At 61.9% G+C, this 19,891-nt stretch carries 15 protein-coding genes; 12 read left to right on the top strand and 3 right to left on the bottom strand.

The window, feature by feature from the left end:
• Positions 1-186: 186 nt before the first annotated feature.
• Genes NKH90_RS32460 through NKH90_RS32445 form a run of 4 tightly spaced genes read left to right on the top strand, consistent with a single transcriptional unit; the run spans position 187 to position 5,399 of the window.
• Positions 187-1,194 carry an ABC transporter permease gene (locus NKH90_RS32460; protein WP_352452370.1) on the top strand — a complete coding sequence of 336 codons (1,008 nt, stop codon included), beginning with the start codon at positions 187-189 and terminating at the stop codon, positions 1,192-1,194.
• A 1-nt stretch (position 1,195) separates the two neighbouring features.
• A complete protein-coding gene (locus NKH90_RS32455) occupies positions 1,196-2,329 on the top strand; it encodes an ABC transporter permease (RefSeq protein ID WP_352823288.1) in 1,134 nt (377 codons plus the stop codon).
• A 10-nt stretch (positions 2,330-2,339) separates the two neighbouring features.
• Positions 2,340-4,007 (top strand): ABC transporter ATP-binding protein, encoded by a 1,668-nt coding sequence (locus tag NKH90_RS32450; RefSeq protein WP_352823290.1) that lies wholly within the window; start codon positions 2,340-2,342, stop codon positions 4,005-4,007.
• Between the two features lie 21 nt (positions 4,008-4,028).
• Positions 4,029-5,399, top strand: coding sequence for an alpha-glucosidase/alpha-galactosidase (locus NKH90_RS32445; RefSeq protein WP_352823286.1), 1,371 nt, complete (start codon positions 4,029-4,031; stop codon positions 5,397-5,399).
• 26 nt (positions 5,400-5,425) lie between these two features.
• On the opposite strand, the gene NKH90_RS32440 is transcribed toward NKH90_RS32445, so the two are convergent.
• Entirely contained in the window at positions 5,426-6,628 is a 1,203-nt protein-coding gene (locus NKH90_RS32440) for an ROK family transcriptional regulator (protein WP_352823283.1), read from the bottom strand.
• A 243-nt stretch (positions 6,629-6,871) separates the two neighbouring features.
• Here NKH90_RS32440 and NKH90_RS32435 point away from each other — a divergent pair, with 243 nt between their 5' ends.
• From NKH90_RS32435 to NKH90_RS32405, 7 genes are all read left to right on the top strand, one after another.
• Positions 6,872-8,143 (top strand): ABC transporter substrate-binding protein, encoded by a 1,272-nt coding sequence (locus tag NKH90_RS32435; RefSeq protein ID WP_352679204.1) that lies wholly within the window; start codon positions 6,872-6,874, stop codon positions 8,141-8,143.
• A gap of 71 nt (positions 8,144-8,214) precedes the next feature.
• Positions 8,215-9,099 (top strand): carbohydrate ABC transporter permease, encoded by an 885-nt coding sequence (locus tag NKH90_RS32430; RefSeq protein ID WP_352679201.1) that lies wholly within the window; start codon positions 8,215-8,217, stop codon positions 9,097-9,099.
• Positions 9,099-9,950 carry a carbohydrate ABC transporter permease gene (locus NKH90_RS32425; protein WP_352541684.1) on the top strand — a complete coding sequence of 284 codons (852 nt, stop codon included), beginning with the start codon at positions 9,099-9,101 and terminating at the stop codon, positions 9,948-9,950. The genes NKH90_RS32430 and NKH90_RS32425 overlap by 1 nt, the downstream gene beginning before the upstream one ends.
• Before the next feature lie 61 nt (positions 9,951-10,011).
• A complete protein-coding gene (locus NKH90_RS32420; protein ID WP_352473208.1) occupies positions 10,012-11,151 on the top strand; it encodes an ABC transporter ATP-binding protein in 1,140 nt (379 codons plus the stop codon).
• An 18-nt stretch (positions 11,152-11,169) separates the two neighbouring features.
• Positions 11,170-13,311, top strand: coding sequence for a beta-galactosidase (locus tag NKH90_RS32415; protein WP_352823279.1), 2,142 nt, complete (start codon positions 11,170-11,172; stop codon positions 13,309-13,311).
• Positions 13,312-13,534: 223 nt separating this feature from the next.
• On the top strand, positions 13,535-14,776 hold the full coding sequence (locus tag NKH90_RS32410) for an acyl-CoA dehydrogenase family protein (RefSeq protein WP_352541731.1): 1,242 nt from the start codon (positions 13,535-13,537) through the stop codon (positions 14,774-14,776).
• Positions 14,777-14,783: 7 nt separating this feature from the next.
• Complete coding sequence (locus NKH90_RS32405) at positions 14,784-15,800, top strand: phosphotransferase family protein (RefSeq protein WP_352769551.1); 1,017 nt, start codon at positions 14,784-14,786, stop codon at positions 15,798-15,800.
• Positions 15,801-15,843: 43 nt separating this feature from the next.
• Here NKH90_RS32405 and ftsZ read toward each other — a convergent pair whose 3' ends face one another.
• A complete protein-coding gene (ftsZ, locus tag NKH90_RS32400) occupies positions 15,844-16,851 on the bottom strand; it encodes a cell division protein FtsZ (RefSeq protein ID WP_023677189.1) in 1,008 nt (335 codons plus the stop codon).
• Between the two features lie 222 nt (positions 16,852-17,073).
• A complete protein-coding gene (locus tag NKH90_RS32395) occupies positions 17,074-18,192 on the bottom strand; it encodes an NAD(P)/FAD-dependent oxidoreductase (protein ID WP_352817273.1) in 1,119 nt (372 codons plus the stop codon).
• Positions 18,193-18,358: 166 nt separating this feature from the next.
• Here NKH90_RS32395 and NKH90_RS32390 point away from each other — a divergent pair, with 166 nt between their 5' ends.
• Positions 18,359-19,735: an aspartate aminotransferase family protein gene (locus NKH90_RS32390; protein ID WP_352823277.1), complete on the top strand. Its 1,377-nt coding sequence runs from the start codon at positions 18,359-18,361 to the stop codon at positions 19,733-19,735.
• Positions 19,736-19,891: the final 156 nt, after the last annotated feature.

Genomic DNA, 19,891 nt, shown 5'->3' with positions numbered 1-19,891 from the left:
CAACCCCCGCAATTATCGAGTGTCCCCCCTGTCCGCCGCCGGCCCCCCACCCGCACCGGCCCGGGTCAAAGGGGTTACCCCCCCCTAGAGTGCAACCCCGCCCCGGCACTGTGGCGGGGCCGGGACAAAGCAAACCTCCGTACGCTCAAAGAGAGCGACCGGCCAGACAAGGAAGCGGACCGACCGATGTTGCGATTCCTGCTCACGCGCATAGCGTCGGCGATCCCGGTCCTCGCCATTCTGAGCCTGGTCACCTTCGCCATCATCCAGGCGCCGCCGGGCGACTATGCCGACTACATCCGCTCGCAGTTGATCAATCAGGGCGGGGCCTCATTCGCCGAGGCCGACGCGCAGGCCAAGGCCTATCGGATAGAACACGGTCTCGATAAGCCGCTGCCCGTCCAGTATTTCAACTGGATCGGCGGCATCATCACCCGCGGCGATTTCGGCTACAGCCTCTATTACAACAAGCCGGTGGCCGATGTGGTGGGCGAGCGGCTGCCGCGCACGCTGCTGCTGGCGCTGGTGTGCCATCTGCTGGCCTCGGTCCTCGGTATCACCTTCGGCATATGGGCGGCGACCAGGCAGTACAGCTGGATCGACAGTACGCTGTCAGCGATTTCCTTCCTCGGCATGACGGTGCCGCGCTTCCTGATGGCGCTGATCATCGTCTATCTGCTGGTCTTCCAGTTCAACGTTTCCGAGATCGGCAGCTTCTTTTCGCCGCAATTTGGCGGGGCGCCGTGGTCCTGGGCGAAGTTCGTCGATCTCGTCCGGCATGTCTGGCCGGTTGTCGCCATCGCCACCTTCGGCGGGCTCGCCTACAACATGCGGGTGATGCGCGGCAATCTGCTCGACACGCTGAACGCGCAATATGTCGAAACCGCTCGCGCCAAGGGCCTTAGCGGCGGTGCGGTCGTGATGCGCCATGCGGTGCCCAATGCGCTGCATCCGCTGGTCATGTATCAGGGCGTGGTGCTGCCCTATATGCTGACCGGCGAGATCGAGACCGCGATCATCTTTGCCCTGCCGACCGTCGGCCCGGCGATCGTTGGCTCGATGGCGGTCGGCGACGTCTATGTCACGGCGACATTCATGATGGTGCTGTCGGCGACGCTGATCGTCGGCAACATCATCGCCGACATGCTGCTCGTCATGCTCGATCCGCGTGTGCGCCAATATGCAGGGTCCTGAGATGCTTGCTTTCGAGCCCTCGCTGCCGCCACTTGCCGAGGAACCGGCCAAGATCAAGCCGCGCGGCAATGAGAGTTACATCGCACTCGTCTGGCGCCGCCTGAAACGGTCCTGGACCGGCATGGCCGGGCTCATCCTGGTCGCGTCTCTGGTGCTGCTGGCGGTGTTTGCCGACTTCTTCGCACCGATGGATCCCAAGGTGACCGATGTCGGCTTCGCCCCGCCGCAGATGATGAGCTTCCATGACAAGGACGGCAACTTCGTCTTCCAGCCACGCGTCTATGCCCTGGCGGATTCGGAAGACCTCGACCCGGTCACCTTCCAACCCGTCGTCGGGCCGGACTACGACCATCCGCGGCTGCTCGGCTTCTTCGTCAAGGGAGCGGAGTACAGACTGCTCGGCCTGCTTCCCGCGAACCGGCACTTCTTCGGCTCGACCGACGGCCAGCCGGTGCACTTCCTTGGCACCGACAAATTCGGTCGCGATGTGCTGGCTCGTGCGATCTATGGTTCGCGCATCTCGTTGATGATCGCATTGACCGTGGTCTTCATCGTCACCGTGATCGGCACGACGGTCGGCATGGTGTCGGGCTATTTCGGCGGCACATTCGACGTCTGGGTCCAGCGCTTCGTCGAACTGGTGCTCGCGTTTCCGCAATTGCCGCTTTATCTGGCGCTGACCTCGCTGGTTCCGGTGACGGCGCCGACGAATGTCTTCCTGGCCTTCGTGATCGTTGTCATGTCGGCACTCGGCTGGGCGCAGATGTCGCGCGAAGTGCGCGGCAAGACCCTGGCACTGGCGCGGATTGATTACGTTCGTGCGGCGATGGCGGTCGGCGCCACAGATGGCCGCATCATCATGCAACACATTTTTCCAAACGTGATGAGCCACGTGATCGTTGCGGTCACGTTGGCAATCCCCAGCGTGGTTCTGCTCGAATCCTTCCTCGGTTTTCTCGGCTTCGCGGTGAAGCCGCCGCTGATCTCCTGGGGCCTGATGCTGCAAGACACCGCGACCTATTCGGTCATCGGCACCTATCCCTGGATCCTCTCACCGGTCGGCTTCGTGCTTGTCACCGTCTTCGCGTTCAACGCGCTTGGGGATGGACTGCGCGATGCGGTCGATCCTTATTGAGCATGAGATGATGCAACACGCGCTGGTCAAATCCTTCGCACCGCCTGTCCGGCTCGACCATGACGCCCGTTCGGAAAACCCGGTCATTGATGCCCGCAACATCGCCGTCGATTTCAAGGTCGAACACGGCATGATCGAAGCCGTCAAGGACATCTCGTTCCAGCTCTATCGCGGCGAGACGATCGCCATTGTCGGCGAGTCGGGATCGGGCAAGTCGGTGACGGCGCGCACCGTCATGGGACTGTTGTCGAAGCGCGCAGTCGTGTCGCCGAAATCGACTGTCGAATACAACGGGGCCAACATCCTGAAATTTTCCGAGCGTGCCCGGCGCAAACTGCGCGGCGACCGCATTTCGATGATCTTTCAGGAGCCGATGAGTTCGCTCAACCCGATCTACACGATCGGCAGCCAGATCGTCGAGGCGATACGGGTGCATCGCAAGATGAGCCGCAGGCAGGCCGAGGCAAGAGCGCTCGAGCTCCTGCAGCAGGTGCAAATTCCTGAGCCGCAGGCGCGGCTGAAGCAGTATCCGCACCAGCTTTCCGGCGGTCAGCGGCAGCGTGTGATGATCGCCATGGCGCTGGCCAACGATCCCGATGTGCTGATCGCCGATGAGCCGACGACGGCGCTCGACGTCACGGTTCAGGCGCAGATCCTCAATCTCATCCGAAACCTGCAGAAGAAACTGCGCATGGCGGTGATCCTGATCACGCACGACCTGACCGTGGTGCGGCAGTTCTCCGACTATGTCTACGTCATGCAGCATGGGGAGATGCGCGAGCACAATGTGACGGAGAAGCTGTTCGCCAATCCGCAGCATCCCTACACCTGTCACCTGCTTGCCTCCGAGCCGCGCGGCCAGGCAAATCCGTTGCCGGAAGGCGCCGACGTTATTCTTGAAGCTAGGAATGTGCGCGTCTCCTTCATGCTGCGGCATGGCACGTTCATGAGGCCGGACCTGCGCGAACTCGTTGCCGTCGACAGCCTCAGCCTGACCCTTCGGCGGCACGAGACGCTGGGTCTCGTTGGCGAATCCGGATCGGGCAAGACCACCTTCGGCGAGGCGTTGCTCAGGCTCAACACCACGGACAGCGGTGAGATCTATTTCGATGGCAGGCCGATCCATGGCTGTTCGCGCGCCCAGATGCGGCCGTTGCGGTCGCGCATGCAGGTCGTCTTCCAGGATCCGTTCTCGTCGCTCAACCCGCGCATGACGATCGGCCAGATCATCGAGGAAGGGCTGGTCGTCAACCGCATGGGCGCCACCAGGAACGATCGGATCGAGCGGGTGCGCGAGGCGCTGATCAGCGCCGGCATGCCCGGCGATATCCTGTCGCGCTTCCCGCACGAGTTTTCCGGCGGCCAGCGCCAGCGTATTGCGATTGCCCGCGCCGTCGCGCTCGAACCGGAATTCATCGTACTCGACGAGCCAACATCGGCGCTGGATCTCTCGGTCCAGGCGCAGATCATCGAATTGCTGCGCAAGCTGCAGCGCGAACGGGGCCTGAGCTACATCTTCATCTCGCACGACCTCAAGGTCGTGCGGGCGCTGTGCCATCGCGTCATCGTCATGCAGCACGGCAAGATCGTCGAAGAGGGGCCGGTCGACGAAGTCCTGTCCCATCCCAAGACCGCTTACACCGAACGGCTGGTCAAAGCCGCTTTCGAGGTAGCCTAATTGCTTATGCCGGAGGTTGTTGTGGCAAGAAATCCCAAGGTCGCTTTCATCGGAGCTGGCTCGACGGTGTTCATGAGGAACATCGTCGGCGACATATTGCAGCGTCCGGCTTTATCCGGCTCGACGATCGCGCTGATGGACATCAATCCGCAACGGCTCGAGGAAAGCGCAATCGTCGTCGGCAAGCTGATCTCGACGCTTGGCGTAAAGGCCAAAGCCGAAACCTATTCGGACCAGCGCAAGGCGCTGGCGGGCGCCGATTTCGTCGTCGTCGCCTTCCAGATCGGCGGCTACGAGCCCTGCACGGTAACTGATTTCGAAGTTCCGAAGAAATACGGGCTGCGCCAGACCATCGCCGATACGCTCGGTGTTGGCGGCATCATGCGAGGCTTGAGAACCGTGCCGCATCTCTGGAAGATCTGCGAGGACATGCTCGCGGTCTGCCCGCAGGCGATCATGCTGCAATATGTCAACCCGATGGCGATCAACACCTGGGCGATCGCGGAGAAATACCCCGACATCAAGCAGGTCGGCCTCTGCCATTCGGTGCAAGGTACGGCGATGGAACTGGCGCATGATCTCGATATTCCCTACGAGGAGATTCGCTACCGCTCGGCCGGCATCAATCACATGGCCTTCTACCTGAAGTTCGAGCATCGCCAGCCGGACGGCTCCTACCGCAATCTCTATCCGGATCTGCTGCGCGCCTACAGCGAAGGGCGGGCGCCGAAGCCGGGATGGAATCCGCGCTGCCCGAACAAGGTGCGCTACGAGATGCTGAAGCGCCTCGGTTACTTCGTCACCGAGAGCTCCGAACATTTCGCGGAATACACGCCCTATTTCATCAAGGACGGGCGCGAGGATCTGATCGAGAAGTTCGGTATCCCGCTCGACGAATACCCGAAGCGCTGCATCGAGCAGATCGATCGCTGGAAGGGGCAAGCGGAAGCCTATCGCTCGGCTGACAAGATCGAAGTGGAGCAGTCGAAGGAATATGCGTCCTCGATCATGAACTCGGTCTGGACCGGCGAGCCGTCGGTGATCTACGGCAACGTCCGCAACAATGGCTGCATCACGTCATTGCCATATAATTGCGCGGCCGAGGTGCCGTGCCTCGTCGACGCCTCCGGCATTCAACCCACGTTCATTGGCGACCTGCCGGTGCAGCTCACCGCGCTGATCCGCACCAATATCAACGTCCAGGAGCTGACGGTCCAGGCGCTGATGACCGAGAACCGCGAGCACATCTATCACGCGGCGATGATGGACCCGCACACGGCGGCCGAGCTCGACCTCGACCAGATATGGTCGCTGGTCGATGATTTGCTGGTTGCGCATGGCGATTGGCTGCCGACCTGGGCGCGTGGAGCGCGCAGCGTTCGGGCGGCCTGAGGCGCAGGGCTGTCTATTTCACTCACCTATGCCGACCATAGGGCCGGCTTTGAAAGCGGAGCGGCGTTGCCGGCAGATGTTTCGAAATCAAAGAGCTTCTGCGTTACGAGAGCAGCCGCTCCCCTTGCCCAGGAATTGTCCTCCCAGTCCAGCAGCATTGGTGGTGCCGCGCGAAAGGTATTTTTCCCAAGCGTCAGCCGCATTGGGCCAAACAGCGCATCGCCAAACGACACGGCTTCACCACCGACGACAATGACCTCCGGGTCGGTGATGTTGACAAGATTGGCGAGATGCCGGCCGATGCCATGTCCCGCTTCCTCGAGAATGGCGACGGCTCGCGGTTCGCGGTCTGCCAAGGCTGCCATAAGGCTGACTTTGCTATCCGTTTCGTTGTGCCCCGTGGCTTCGCGCCAGGTGCGCAGGATCGCCGGCTCGGCGTAATAGGCCATCAAGCAGCCGCGCTTTCCGCACTCGCAAAGGCGGCCGTTCTCCTCATATGAGCTGTGGCCGAACTTGCCGGCGGCACCGTTCGCGCCGCGATAGAGTTTGCCATCGAAGACGAGCGCGCAGCCGATTCCGACGCCGATCGCCAGCACAGCCATATTGCGGTGCTGGCGTCCCAGGCCGAAGAGTTGCTGGGCAATGGCATAGGCATTGGTGTCGTCCTCAAGCCACACGGGGACGTCTACCAGTTCGGCCAGCATCGGGCCAAGGGGAACGTTGTCCCAGTTGTAGCGATTGCTGCGGATACACACAGCCTTCTGGTTGTCTATGACGCCAGGCATTGAAACGCCGATCCCGGCAAGCCTGGCGCCGGGCCGATCGACAATCGCAATCAGCTCCGGCACCGCCTTGGCCAAGGTCGCTATGATACGGTCTGGATCGCTGTCCGAGAGCTTGACACGCATCGAGCCCAACGGATTGGTCGCAAGATCGGTGACCACGCATTCGACCGACCCGACCATCAGCTTGAAGCCTATGGCAAGACCGTTGGCATAGTTGATATCCACCGGGATAGGGCGGCGCCCGGCCGAGCCCACGACTGTCTTGCCTTCGATCAGCAGGCCCTCCTCGATGAGGTCGGCCACGACGAAGGTGACCGCTGCCGGACTAAGGCCGGTAACGGACGCTATATCGGCCCGGCTGCGCGGACCTTCCTGCCGCAAGAGATTGAGGATCAGTCTGCGGTTCATCGCCCGAGTCGTGCTCGGGTCACCCTTGAGCTTCACGGATCCGCTTTCTTAATTTTGTAAATTAATTATTGCCTCTCGAGAAAACATATGCATAAGTTTGCCCGACTGTTCAACACCCGAACCGGGGGTCAGCGAAATTAATCCGGTTAGCAATGTCACCGCGCTCTGAAGGAGCGGGCAAGCATATTCTCTTGCCCGGGAGGTGAGCCGCGCCGTTGAGAAGAACAACCGCGCCGGCCGGTGTGCCAGTAGAGAATTGACAACACGGGAGGAGTAACAATGACGTTCAAGTGGATTGAAAAGCCGTCGACGCGGCGCAATTTCCTGAAGGGAGCTGGGGGCATTTCCGCTGGAGCTCTCGCGGGCTTCCCGATGCCGGCACTCAGCCAGTCGAGCGAAGTCACCATCATTTCAGACGAAAACAATGCCGATGCCCTGCGGATCTTGCGGCGCATCGCGGCCGACTTCGAGAAGCAGTCCGGCACCAAGGTTGTGATCAACAATATGGATCACGAGGCCCACAAGACCGCGATCCGCAACTACCTTGTGGCCGGCGCGCCGGATGTCTGCTTCTGGTTCTCTGGAAACCGCATGCGTGCCTTCGTCAACCGCGGCCTGTTCGACGACATTTCGGATCTGTTCGAGAAGGAAAAGTACAAGGACGTGCTGGGTGCTACCACCGGTGCCGTCACGGTCGACGGCAAGCAGTATGGACTGCCGACCGGCGGCACGATGTGGGGCATGTTCTATCGCAAGGACGTCTTTGCCGAGCACGGACTTACGGTACCGGCGACCTGGGACGAATTCCTCGCTTACGGCCAGAAGTCCAAGGCTGCAGGCCTAATCCCCGTCAGCATCGGCACCAAGGAACTCTGGCCGGCGGCCGGATGGTTCGATCAGATGAACCTGCGGATCAACGGTCTCGACAAGCACTTCGCCTTGATGAACGGCAAGATGGCCTATACCGACCCGGCGCTGAAGCCCGTTTTCGACCACTGGGAAGAGCTGATCAGGCAGGGTTTCTTCACGCCGGATCAGACGTCGTTCGGCTGGCAGGAGGCTGGCGCCTTCCTCGCCCAGAAGAAGGCCGGCATGATGAACCTCGGCGCCTTCGTGAAAGCTACTTTCCCTGAGCAGGATCTCGAGCAGCTGACATTCGCCCCTTTCCCGAAGATTGACGGCGCCCTCGACCGCTACGAAGAATTCTCGGTCAATTCGGTCCACATCCCGGCCAACGCCAAGAACAAGGCGGGTGCCCGCGAGTTCCTCGCCTTCTTCTACCAGCCGGAAAATTTCGGCCCTTATCTGGAACCTGGCGGCAACGTTCCGCCGCGCAACGACCTTCCGGCCAGCAAGGATCCGCTGGTCAACGCAGCCGTGGAAAGCCTGAAGACGGTGGCCGGCACATCGCAATATTACGACCGCGATACCGATCCCGACATGGCCCAGGCCGGCCTGGTCGGCTTCCAGGAATTCATGGCCAAGCCGGAGCGCCGGGACGCCATTCTTCAGCGTCTCGAGGGAACCCGTCGCCGGATCTTCAAGATCTAGCGCCTCCCAGCGGAGGGGAGCGGGGTTCGTGCTCTGCTCCCCGATGCTTTCCGTGAATGAGGTCTCCCAAAATGACGAAGGTTTGGCGCCGCCATCGCTGGTGGCTGACACCGACACTTCTGATTCTGCCCGCCGCTGTGCTGTTTTCCGTCGTCATTCTGGCATCTGCGGTCGAGAGCCTATGGATCAGCCTGCACGAATGGGACGGCTTCAGCCCGATGGTCTGGATCGGCCTCGGCAACTACCGCGAACTGTTCGCCGACCCGCAGTTCTATGTTTCGCTGAAGAACAATCTGATCTGGTTGGTGATGTTCATGCTGGCGCCGCCGCTCGGCCTCGCCATCGCGCTGCTCGTCAACCAGAAAATCCGCGGCATGCGCCTGCTCAAATCGCTGTTCTTCATTCCGCTGGTGCTGGCTTCGGTTGCCGTCGGCGTTGTCTTCACCTGGGTCTATACGCCGGAATTCGGACTTCTCGCCCTGATCTTCCGCACCTTCGGCGCGACCGCCCCGGCAGTGCTGTCGGATGAAAATTTCGTCACCTTCGCCGTCGTGATCGCAGCGTTGTGGCCGCAGATCGCCTTCTGCATGGTGCTCTATCTCGCCGGCCTCAACAATCTCAGCGAGGACCTGATCGGCGCCGGGCGGGTTGACGGCGCCAGGGGCTGGAACATGCTGCGCCACATCGTGTTGCCGCAGCTGACGCAGGTCACCTTTATCGCCATCGCCGTCACCGTCGTCGGCGCACTGCGTTCCTTCGACATGGTCTCGGTGATGACCAGCGGCGGCCCCTTCGGTTCGTCCGAGGTGCTTGCCTATCAGATGTTCGAGCAGTCCATATTTTCCTACCGCTTCGGCTATGGCGCGGCCATTGCCTCGGTGCTGTTCGTGATCATGGCGGTCTTCATCGCCTGGTACCTGACGCGGATGATCCGCGCCGATGAAAGAGGCGGCTGATGTTTCCCCGCCCGATTCCCGAGACTGCTATTTGGCAGCGTGGCCTCTATGTCGTGCTGGTGGTCGGCATCCTGATTGTCTGGCTGGCGCCGCTCTTTGCCATCATCCTTACCTCGTTCCGCTCTACGCAGGATGTAATGGGCGGCAATCTGTGGGGCTGGCCGACCCAATTCGGCCTGGTCGACAACTACACGGCGGTCTTCACCCAGACACCGATGGCCCGCTACTTCCTCAACAGCCTGACGATCACCATTCCCTCGGTGATCGGCGTTCTCATCTTGAGCACGCTCGCCGGGTTCGTGCTCGCCCGTTACCGGTTTCGCGGCAACATGCTCGTCTTCGCCCTGTTCGTCGGCGGAAACTTCCTGCCGCACCAGATCATGATGATCCCGGTGCGCGATCTCATGGTGCGGCTCAACCTCTACGACACGATGGCGGCCCTGATCATCTTCCACATCGCCTTCCAGACCGGGTTTGCGACACTGTTCATGCGCAACTTCATCGCCGCCTTGCCGGGAGAACTGTTTCAGGCCGCCAGGGCCGAGGGCGCGACGCCGTTTCAGACATTGGTACATGTCGTGGTCCCATTGGTGCGGCCGGCTCTCGCGGCGCTGGCCATCCTGCTCTTCACCTTTATCTGGAACGATTATTTCTGGGCGGTCGTGCTGACCATCAGCGATACCGTCAAACCGGTAACCGCCGGCCTCGCCAACCTGCGCGGCGAATGGGTCTCGGCCTGGAACCTGATCTCGGCCGGCACCATCGTCGTGGCTTTGCCGCCGGTTGCCATGTTCTTCCTAATGCAGAAGCACTTCATCACCGGCCTCACCATGGGAGCGGTCAAGGGATGAGCGACCATGACTTCAAGGCGTCGCCCACCCGATCCGAAACTGATTTCGCAAGCAGGGCTCCATGACCAGTCTTGAACTCCGGCAGATACAAAAGAATTATGGCAGCTACCACGCGCTGCGCGGCATCGATCTCAGCGTCGAACAGGGCGAGTTCATTGTCACCGTCGGGCCGTCCGGCTGTGGCAAGTCAACGCTGTTGAAGATCATCGCCGGGCTTGAAACCGTCTCGACCGGTAAGATTCTGATCAACGGCCGTGATGTCACCACCACCGAGCCGGGTGAGCGCGGCATTGCCATGGTCTTCCAGTCCTATGCGCTTTACCCGCATATGACCGTCGCCGAGAACATGGGTTTCGGCCTGCGCATGGCGCATCGCCCCAAGGCCGAGATCGATGCCGCCGTGCTGCGAGCCGCCAAGATCCTTCGCATTACCGACCAGCTCGACAAGCGGCCGAAACAGCTTTCCGGCGGCCAGCGTCAGCGAGTGGCGATCGGCCGTGCGATAACCCGCTCGCCCGACGTGTTCCTGTTCGACGAACCATTGTCCAACCTCGACGCAGCGCTGCGCACGCAGATGCGCGTCGAGCTTTCCGATCTGCACGCCAGGCTCGGCGCCACCATGGTCTATGTCACGCACGACCAGACCGAGGCGATGACAATGGCGAGCCGTATCGTCGTGCTCAATCGCGGCTCGGTCGAGCAGGTGGGCGCTCCGCTCGAACTCTACCGCAATCCGGCCAATCTCTTCGTCGCGGGCTTCCTCGGCGCACCCCGGATGAATTTTTTCGAAGTGACCGTCGCCGCTGTCTCCGGCGGTGCCGCCACGCTGTCGACCGCCGGTCTTTCTCCTTTGACTGTCGAACTGACGGAAGCGGCATCCGTACAGGTCGGCGATAGGGTGACGATGGGGATTCGGCCGGAGAGCATCAGCTTGGCCGCGGAAGGGACAGCGAGTTTTGCAGGACGGGTGCGGCTGGTCGAGCATCTCGGCCGCGAGACCATCCTCTATGCCGACGCGGGCCCGCTGCAATGCGTCAGTTCCGAAAGCGGCAGCGGCAACGTCACCGTCCAGATCGGCCATGCGAGTGCCGTCGCTGCCGACGCGACCGTCGGCTTCAAGGTCGAGCCGCGTGACGTCTATCTCTTTTCCTCTGTCGATGAGCGGACAATCAGTGCCCGCAAATCCACCATCACCGACTGATCTGCAGGAGTATCCTTCGTGAACAAGACTTCAAGAGGCCGCGCCCTGTCGGTCTGGCGCACGATCCAGACCGACCGCTTTCTGGTCGGCGCGCCGCACTATCCCGAACATGTGGACGAGAGTTACTGGGACAACGACGCCCGGCGCATGGCCGAGGCCGGCTTCAACGTCGCCCGCCTCGGCGAATTCGCCTGGCACATTTTCGAACCGCGTGAAGGCACCTTCGATTTCGACCTGTTCGACCGGGGAATCGAGGGCCTCGCGCGTCACGGCGTCAACACGATCCTGTGCACGCCGACCGCCACCCCGCCGCGCTGGCTGACGGCAAAACATCCGGAAATCCTGCGGCTTGATGGAAATGGCCGGTCGATGGGCCACGGCTCGCGCCAGTATGCCGACACCAGCAGCCCGGTGTTTCGCGACTACAGCCGCAAGATTACCAGGGCGATGGCGGACCACTACCGCGACAACGCAAATGTCATCGGCTGGCAGACCGACAATGAACTCAACACCAGCATGCCGGAATCCTATTCGCCGTCGGCATTGAAGGAATTCCAGGCTTACCTCCAGGAAACCTACAAGACGATAGACAGGCTGAACTTCGCCTGGGGTGGCGATTTCTGGGCGACGGCTTACGGCGATTTCAGCGAAATTGTCTTCCCGCTGGATTTTTCCCCGTCCTTTCCCGGTCCCGGTCACCTCCAGGACTACCACCGTTTTCTCGCCTTTTCGACAGCACGGTTCCAGCACGACCAGGTCGAGATCCTGAGAAAAGCGAATGCCAGTTGGTTCATTTTCCACAATCTCGGCGGATTGCGTGACATCGACTTTCGCGGCCAATTCTCCACCGATCTCGACTTCGTCGGCTACGACATCTATCCGTTCCTCTATGACGAGTTCTTTCGCCTCGGCAACCACGCCAAGATCCAGGCGCTGCATCTCGACATCTGCAGGGGATTTTCCGGCAACTACATAGTGCCGGAACAACAGTCGGGCTTTGGCGCCCAGCCGGGCTTCTGCACGCTGACGCCGGAGCCGGGCGAAATGCGACGCATGGCGATGTCGTCGGTTGCGCGTGGCGCCGATGGTATCATGTTCTTCCGCTGGCGCCCCGCGCATTTCGGTGCGGAGATATACTGGATGGGCATCATCGACCACGATGATGTCGCTCGCCGCCGCTATGACGAAGCCAGGCAGTTCGCCACCGAGGTGACGGCGCTTAAAGACAAGATCCTGGGCACCCATGTGCGGATGGATGTCGGCATCGCCGGCTCGGACTTCGACAATCAGGAAGCCCACAAGACCTTCCCCATCGGCCTGCCAAGTCCGCAGGATGATGCAACCTTGCTGCATCAGTATTGCTATGACCGCGGCATCGCCTGCGGCTTCATCCACCCGGAAGACGATCTATCGAAGCTCAAGGTCTTCTACGTGCCGCATTGGGTGATCTGGAAGGACAGCTGGACCGAGCGGCTGCAAGTCTTTGCCGAAAATGGCGGTACCGTCATCATCGGCGCGCGCACGGGAACCCGCGACGAAAACAACCACGTCATCCGCGAGACAGCGCCGGGCCGGTCGCTGTCGAAGCTGACCGGCGTTCGCGTCGAGGATTTCGGGCGGCTGGCGGCACCTGGGGCCAATGGCCTGTTCAATACCATGTCGCGCTCCGGCGGGCTCGTCATTCCTCCCGACAGACCGGCCGAATCCAGCCGCCGTATCCGTCGTTTCACCGTCGGAAACCACGAGTTCGATGCCGGTTATTTCTATGAGAACCTCGCAGTCGAACCGGAAGTCGAAATTGTAGGGGTTTGGTCGAACCGCTACGCGGCGGGAACGCCTGCAATTACCTCCCGCGCCGTCGGCAAGGGCCGTGTGCTCTATGTCGGCACTTATCTAACGCCGGAGCTGACAGCTCAACTCGCTACGCGCACTTTCGTGGATGCGAATGTGGAGCCTCTGGTTCCGGATCTGCCGGACGGCGTCGAGGTCACGATGCGCGAGAATGACGAACGCCGGCTGTTGTTCGTGCAAAACGTCAAAGACACGCCCGTTACGGTAACCGGCGTTCCCTTCGGCAGCAACCTGCTCGATAGCGAAGGACCTGTCTCCGGAGTGTTGACGCTGGACGGCTATGGCTGCGCTGTCCTCGAATTGATCTGAGCATTGTCGCGGACGTCAGCGATACGAAACCTGAGTACTCTTTGATCCTGGAATTCGACCGCCATCGGCAGCACGCCGGCATCGATCCATATCGAACCGGCGCTTTGACGTGCGCAAGGAACGGCCGGCGAACTGCTGTTGCTCCCATTCAACGACGGCAGTTACACTACCGGCGCGACCATCGGAGCCGATGGCGGCATCTCGTTTCATCCTTGTGAGCGCCATGAATTTCGACATTTCCGTCCGAACCGAGGCCTTCCGCAGCCGGATCGCCGATTTCGTCGAGCGCGAAATCCTGCCGCTCGAGGCTGACAAGGCTTGCTATGACGGCCATGGCAATATTGCGCTGCCGCTGCTTGAAACGCTGCGCGGCAAGGCGAAAGCAGCCGGCCTGTGGTGCCTGCAGCTCAAACCCGAGACCGGCGGGGCCGGCCTTTCCAAGGTGGATATGGCCGTCTGCTATGAAGAGATGAACCGCTCGATCTTCGGTCCGGTCGTGTTCAATTCCGCGGCCCCCGACGATGGCAATATGATGATGCTGGAAGGGTTGGGAACGCCTGAGCAGAAGCAAAGATGGCTGAAACCGATCGTCGAGGGCAAGGTGCGCTCGGCCTTCGCAATGACGGAACCGCACCCGGGCGGCGGCTCCGACCCGTCGATGATCATGACCAGAGCCGAACGGCGTGGCGACAGATATGTCGTCACAGGCCGCAAATGGTTCATCACCGGCGCGCAAGAGGCGAGCCACTTCATTCTCATTGCGCGCACTTCGGACGATCCGCGTCACGGCCTTTCGGCCTTGCTGTTCCACAAGGACCAGCCGGGCTGGCGGATCGTGCGGCGCATCGAAATCATGGGACCGGAAGAACATGGCGGCCATTGCGAGCTGGAGTTCGACGGCCTGGAAGTCCCGGTCGAGGACGTGCTTGCCGGCGAAGGCAGCGGCCTCCGGGTTACCCAGGTCCGGCTCGGTCCGGCGCGGCTCACCCATTGCATGCGCTGGCTCGGTCTTGCCAAGCGCTGCATCGAGATCGCGCGCGCCTATGCCGCCGAGCGTAGCGGTTTCGGGCAGCTTTTGGCCGACCGTGAGAGTATCCAGCTGATGCTCGGCGACCTTGCTATGCGCATCGAGATCGGGCGGCTGCTGGTGATGAAGGCGGCCTGGGAGCTCGATCGCGGTGGCTTTGCCCGCAAGGAGGTCTCCATGGCCAAGATCCAGGTCGCCAACGTGCTGCATGACGCCGCCGACGTGGCGATCCAGATCAACGGCGCCCGCGGCTATTCGAAAGACACTGTACTCGAATGGATTTACCGCTACGCCCGCCAGGCTCGCCTGGTCGACGGCGCCGACGAGGTCCACAAGATGGTGCTCAACCGCTTTCTCAACGAGGAAGGTGCGGGCTTCTGGCGCTGGCATGTCGAAGCCGGCAGACAAGACGAAACAGGTCGCGGCGGGAACCGCTGAGCCGGCAATGAGGATGGATTTCGATCCAGTACGCCTGGAGGATTTTCTGAGAGCGCATTTTGGCGATGGCCAAATGTCGCTTGAGCGGATCGTCGGCGGCCAATCCAACCCGACCTATTTCGTCGACTATGGCGGCCGCCGCATGGTTCTGCGCAAGAAACCTCCGGGACCGATCCTGCGCGGCGCTCATGCGGTCGATCGCGAGTACCGGGTGATCGAGGCGCTAGCATCGACAAAGGTGCCGGTGCCGCGGCCGGTGCTCTATCACGACGGCGACGAGCCGCTCGGCACGCCGTTCTATCTGATGCAGCGGCTCGACGGCCGGGTGTTCCACGATGGCGCGTTGCCGGGACTGACGCCAGACGAGCGGCGCGGCATCTATTTCGGCATGGCCGAGGCGCTGGCAAAGCTGCACGCCGTCCGGCCGGAAGAGGTTGGGCTCGGCGACTATGGCCGTCCCGGGAACTATTTTGAGCGACAGATCGCGCGCTGGACCAGACAGTTGCGGGAATCGCCGAGCGAGCGCATTGCCGCGCTCGAAGCCGTCGCCGAATGGCTGCCGCGACATCTTCCGCCAGATGATGGCCACGTTTCGATCGCGCATGGCGATTTCCGTCTCGGCAATCTCATCTTCCATCCCGAGCGGCCCGAGGTGATCGGCATACTCGACTGGGAGTTATCGACCCTCGGCCATCCGCTTGCCGATCTCGGCTTCTGCTCGATGCCCTGGCATTCCTCATCGGACGAATATGGCGGCATCCTCGGCCTTGATCAGGCAGCCCTCGGTATTCCGACACAGCGCGAATTCCTCGATCATTACTTCGCCTACGCCGTGCCGACGGCGCCGCTGCAGCGGTTCCATCTGGTGTTTGCCATGTTCCGCTTTGCCGTGATCTTCGTCGGCATCGCCGACCGCGTGCTGGCCGGCAGCGCGGTTGCGGCCGATGCGGCGGATGTGGCACCGCTGGCCGGCTGTTTTGCTGTACGCGCCGTGGAAGTCATCGACGGCGCGCGGCCCTGGTGACGCGAGGCTGGCAGTCGGCTGAGCGAGTTGCAGCGATACGCGTTCAGTTCATGCGAACTTCCGGTTCGGCAAGCAGTGGGATCTCCAGGCCACGCCGCAAGCCGGTCGCCACGACCGACACCCTGAATTTTCCGGCGAGTGCCTTGTCGAAGATGGCGCCGACGATGATGTCGGCATCGTTGTCGACCTCCTCGCGGATGCGGGTAGCGGCTTCGTCGACCTCGAACAGCGTCATGTCCATGCCGCCCGATATCGAGACAAGGACGCCCTTGGCGCCCATCATCGAGGCTTCGTCGAGCAGCGGGTTGGCGATTGCCGCTTCCGCTGCCTTCTTGGCGCGGCCTTCTCCGGCGGCTTCGCCGGTTCCCATCATGGCGCGGCCCATGTCGCGCATCACCGACTTCACATCGGCGAAGTCGAGATTGATCAGGCCTTCTTTGACGATCAGATCGGTGATGCAGCCGACACCCGCATAGAGGACCCGGTCGGCCATGGCAAAGGCGTCGGCGAACGTGGTTCTGGCGTCGGCGATCCTGAACAGATTCTGGTTGGGAATGACGATGACGGTATCGGCGCTTTCGCGCAGGCGCTCGATGCCCTCATCGGCAGCGTACATGCGGCGCCTGCCTTCGAAGACGAATGGCTTGGTGACGACGGCAACGGTCAGTATTCCGGCTGCCCGCGCTGCCTGTGCTATAACAGGCGCGGCACCAGTGCCGGTTCCGCCTCCCATGCCGGCGGTCACGAAGCACATGTGCGTTCCAGCAAGGTGATCCATGATCTCGTCGATGGATTCCACGGCCGCGGCACGGCCGACCTCGGGCAGGGACCCGGCGCCGAGACCTTCGGTGATATGAGCGCCCAACTGGATCAGCCTCGTTGCCTTCGACATGGCAAGGGCCTGGGCATCGGTGTTGGCGACGATGAATTCCGCGCCCTGCAGGCCTTCGGCGATCATGTTGTTGACGGCGTTGCCGCCGCCGCCGCCGACCCCGACGACGGTGATCTTGGGCCTCATCTCCGAGATTACCGGCCTCGTCGCGGTGTTCATTGCCGTTCTCCCTGGATACGCCGAGTGGTCGCTGGAAGCTTGTCCCGGGCGCACTGCGAAAACTCTGAACCGGGCAGTGCGAATCAGGACAGCCCCAGAATGCAGGGAATCAGAGCGCGGAGCGGGCTGCAAGTGCGCGATGTGCCTCATAGGCGACTTGCGTCTGAAAGTTCACGCAATGCGCCTTGATACAGTGCAGATCGCGGCGCGGGGCGCCGCACGCTACAACTTCGGCGCGAGGCACTGCGCGACGTGGTCGGCAATCGTCAGGCAGGAGGTCAGGCCGGGGCTTTCGATGCCGAACAGGTTGACCAGGCTATCCACGCCGTGCACCGCCACGTCCTGGACGACGAAGTCGGCATTGGCCTCACCGGGACCGGACAGTTTTGGCCGGATGCCGCTGTAAGCGGGTTGCAGGCTGCCATCGGCCAGGTCCGGCCAGTATTTGCGGATCTCGCTGTAGAAGCGCTCGCCACGAGCCGGGTCGACGCGGTAGTCGAGTTGATCGGTCCATTCGACGTCCGGCCCGAAGCGGGCGACGCCATCAAGGTCGAGTGTCAGATGAACACCGAGCCCCCCGGGTTCGGGCACCGGATAGACCAATCGCGAGAACGGCGCCCGTCCGGCCACCGAAAAATAATTGCCCTTGGCATAATGGAGCTTTGGCACGAATTGCTGATTGAGCCCTTCAAGCGAACCGGCAAGTGCTGCGGCGCCAAGCCCGGCGGCATTGACGAAACGCGGAGTGGCGATCTCGAAGCGCTCGCCGCCGGCAGCGTCCACCGTCTCGAGCACGACGCGGCCTGCTTCGATGCGGCCGGAGGCGATGCGCGTGTTGAGACTAAGTGCCGCCCCGTGCTCCTCGGCGTCGCCCAACAGGGCGAGCATCAGGGCATGGCTGTCGATGATGCCGGTGGCGGGCGACAGCAGCGCCGCCGTGCACTTAAGGCTGGGCTCCAGCGTATGCGCCTCGGCTTCGCTCAAGCGCAACAGGTCGCCGGCGCCGCAAGCGCGTGCATTGGCCCGGATTGAGGCGAGCACCGGCTCCTGTTCGGCACTTGTGGCAACGATGAGCTTGCCGCAGCGCGCGTGTGGGACCGCCCGCTCCTCGCAATAGCGATAGAGTCTTTCCCGGCCGGCCACGCAGAACTGGGCTTTCAGCGATCCAACCGGATAGTGGAGGCCGGCATGGATGACCTCGGAATTGCGCGAGCTTGTCCCGGTGCCGATAGCGTTCTCGGCTTCCAGGACCAGCGTATCGATGCCGCGCTGCGCCATCTCTCGCGTGATCGCCAGGCCAACAACGCCGGCGCCAGCGACAATGCAGTCGACATGGTCCACGGTTAGGTCAAGCCGAAGTTCTGCATGCGTCCATCCATCCGCTGGCCCTGCCGAAAGCGCTTGACACTATACCGTTCGAGAAAGATGCATCAAACGGCATAACGCACGGGGACCTGCCGAGCCGGACCGGCGGCAGGATTGTTCCGCGTCAGCATCAGGAGCCGTCATGGACGCACGACCGAATTCACCCGAAGCCCGCGACATAAGCTTTCACATGCATGGCTATACGAATGCGCGCAAGCATCAGGAGTCGGGGCCGCTCGTCATCGAGAAGGGCGACGGCATCTATGTCGAGGACCTTGCCGGCAACCGCTATATCGAGGCGATGGCGGGGCTCTGGAGCGTCGCGGTCGGCTTTTCGGAGAAGCGGCTGGTCGATGCGGCAGTACGGCAAATGTCGAAGCTGCCTTACTATCACGATTTCGGCTCCAAATCGCATTCGCCGCTGATCGATCTCGCCGAGAGACTGGTGCAGATGGCGCCGGTGCCGATGAGCAAGGCGTATTTCACCAATTCCGGCTCCGAGGCCAACGATACGGCCATGAAGATGATCTGGTACCGGTCGAATGCGCTCGGCCAGCCGGCGCGCAAGAAGATCGTCAGCCGCAAGAAGGGCTATCACGGCGTCACCATCGCCTCGGCAAGCCTGACCGGACTGCCCAACAACCACACTTCCTTTGACCTGCCGATTGCCAATGTGCTGCATACCTCGACGCCGCACCATTGGCGCGAGGCGCTGCCGGGTGAAAGCGAGGAGCTGTTTTCGACGCGGCTTGCCGACGAACTGGAAAAGCTGATCCTCGCCGAAGGACCGGAAACCATCGCCGCCTTTTTCGGCGAACCGATCATGGGCGCCGGCGGCGTCATCGTACCGCCGGCGGGCTACTGGGAGAAGATACAGGCGGTCCTGTCGAGATACGACATCCTGCTCATCGCCGACGAGGTGATCTGCGGCTTTGGCCGAACTGGTGAGATGTTCGGCTCGCAGACCTTCGGCATCAGGCCCGACATCATGGTGTTATCGAAACAGATCTCTTCGTCCTACCTGCCGATCTCAGCCCTGCTGATCAATGACAAGGTATTCGAGCCGATCGCCGACGAAAGCAACCGTATCGGCACCTTCGGCCACGGTTTCACCGGCGGCGGCCATCCTGTTGCGGCAGCGGTCGCGCTCGAGAACCTGAAGCTGATCGAGGAGCGCGACCTTGTCGGCAATGCGCGTGCGGTCGGCGCGCATATGCTGAAGCGGCTGCGCACGCTCGCTTCGCACCCGCTTGTCGGCGAGGTGCGCGGCATCGGCCTGATTTCGGCGGTCGAACTGGTCGGCGACAAGGCGAACAAGGCGCCGTGGGGGAAGACCAGTGAACTGGGCGGGCTCGTCAACGGCTTCATGCAGCAGAACGGCGTCATCTCGCGCAATATGGGCGATGCGCTGGCTTTCTGCCCGCCGCTGATCATCACCGAGCCGCAGGTCGACCAGGTGATCGACGCGTTTGAACGGTCGCTCGAGGCTGCCGCCAAGCAGGTCCGATCGCAGAGCTGAATAGGCAAAGTCGATTTTGAAACCTGAAAACAAAAACGCCTCGGCGACGGCTGGCAGAAGGTTACCTCCACACCGATAGTGTTGAAAAAGTCCGGGTTGCAGCAGTCCTGAAGCACTTCTCTATTCGGCATGTTGAGGTCAAGCGCTTTCGAGCTT

The organism is Mesorhizobium sp. M0898 (assembly GCF_040319695.1).
Classification (GTDB): Bacteria; Pseudomonadota; Alphaproteobacteria; order Rhizobiales; family Rhizobiaceae; genus Mesorhizobium.
This window is presented reverse-complemented; position numbering and strand designations above follow the sequence as displayed.

Excerpts from the sequence above, each read along its gene's own strand:
- NKH90_RS32420 (WP_352473208.1), top strand. The coding sequence starts at position 10,012 with ATGACCAGTCTTGAACTCCGGCAGATACAAAAGAATTATGGCAGCTAC.
- NKH90_RS32460 (WP_352452370.1), top strand. The coding sequence starts at position 187 with ATGTTGCGATTCCTGCTCACGCGCATAGCGTCGGCGATCCCGGTCCTC.
- ftsZ (WP_023677189.1), bottom strand. The coding sequence starts at position 16,851 with ATGAACACCGCGACGAGGCCGGTAATCTCGGAGATGAGGCCCAAGATC.
- NKH90_RS32390 (WP_352823277.1), top strand. The coding sequence starts at position 18,359 with ATGGACGCACGACCGAATTCACCCGAAGCCCGCGACATAAGCTTTCAC.
- NKH90_RS32425 (WP_352541684.1), top strand. The coding sequence starts at position 9,099 with ATGTTTCCCCGCCCGATTCCCGAGACTGCTATTTGGCAGCGTGGCCTC.
- NKH90_RS32450 (WP_352823290.1), top strand. The coding sequence starts at position 2,340 with ATGCAACACGCGCTGGTCAAATCCTTCGCACCGCCTGTCCGGCTCGAC.
- NKH90_RS32410 (WP_352541731.1), top strand. The coding sequence starts at position 13,535 with ATGAATTTCGACATTTCCGTCCGAACCGAGGCCTTCCGCAGCCGGATC.
- NKH90_RS32405 (WP_352769551.1), top strand. The coding sequence starts at position 14,784 with ATGAGGATGGATTTCGATCCAGTACGCCTGGAGGATTTTCTGAGAGCG.
- NKH90_RS32455 (WP_352823288.1), top strand. The coding sequence starts at position 1,196 with ATGCTTGCTTTCGAGCCCTCGCTGCCGCCACTTGCCGAGGAACCGGCC.
- NKH90_RS32430 (WP_352679201.1), top strand. The coding sequence starts at position 8,215 with ATGACGAAGGTTTGGCGCCGCCATCGCTGGTGGCTGACACCGACACTT.
- NKH90_RS32435 (WP_352679204.1), top strand. The coding sequence starts at position 6,872 with ATGACGTTCAAGTGGATTGAAAAGCCGTCGACGCGGCGCAATTTCCTG.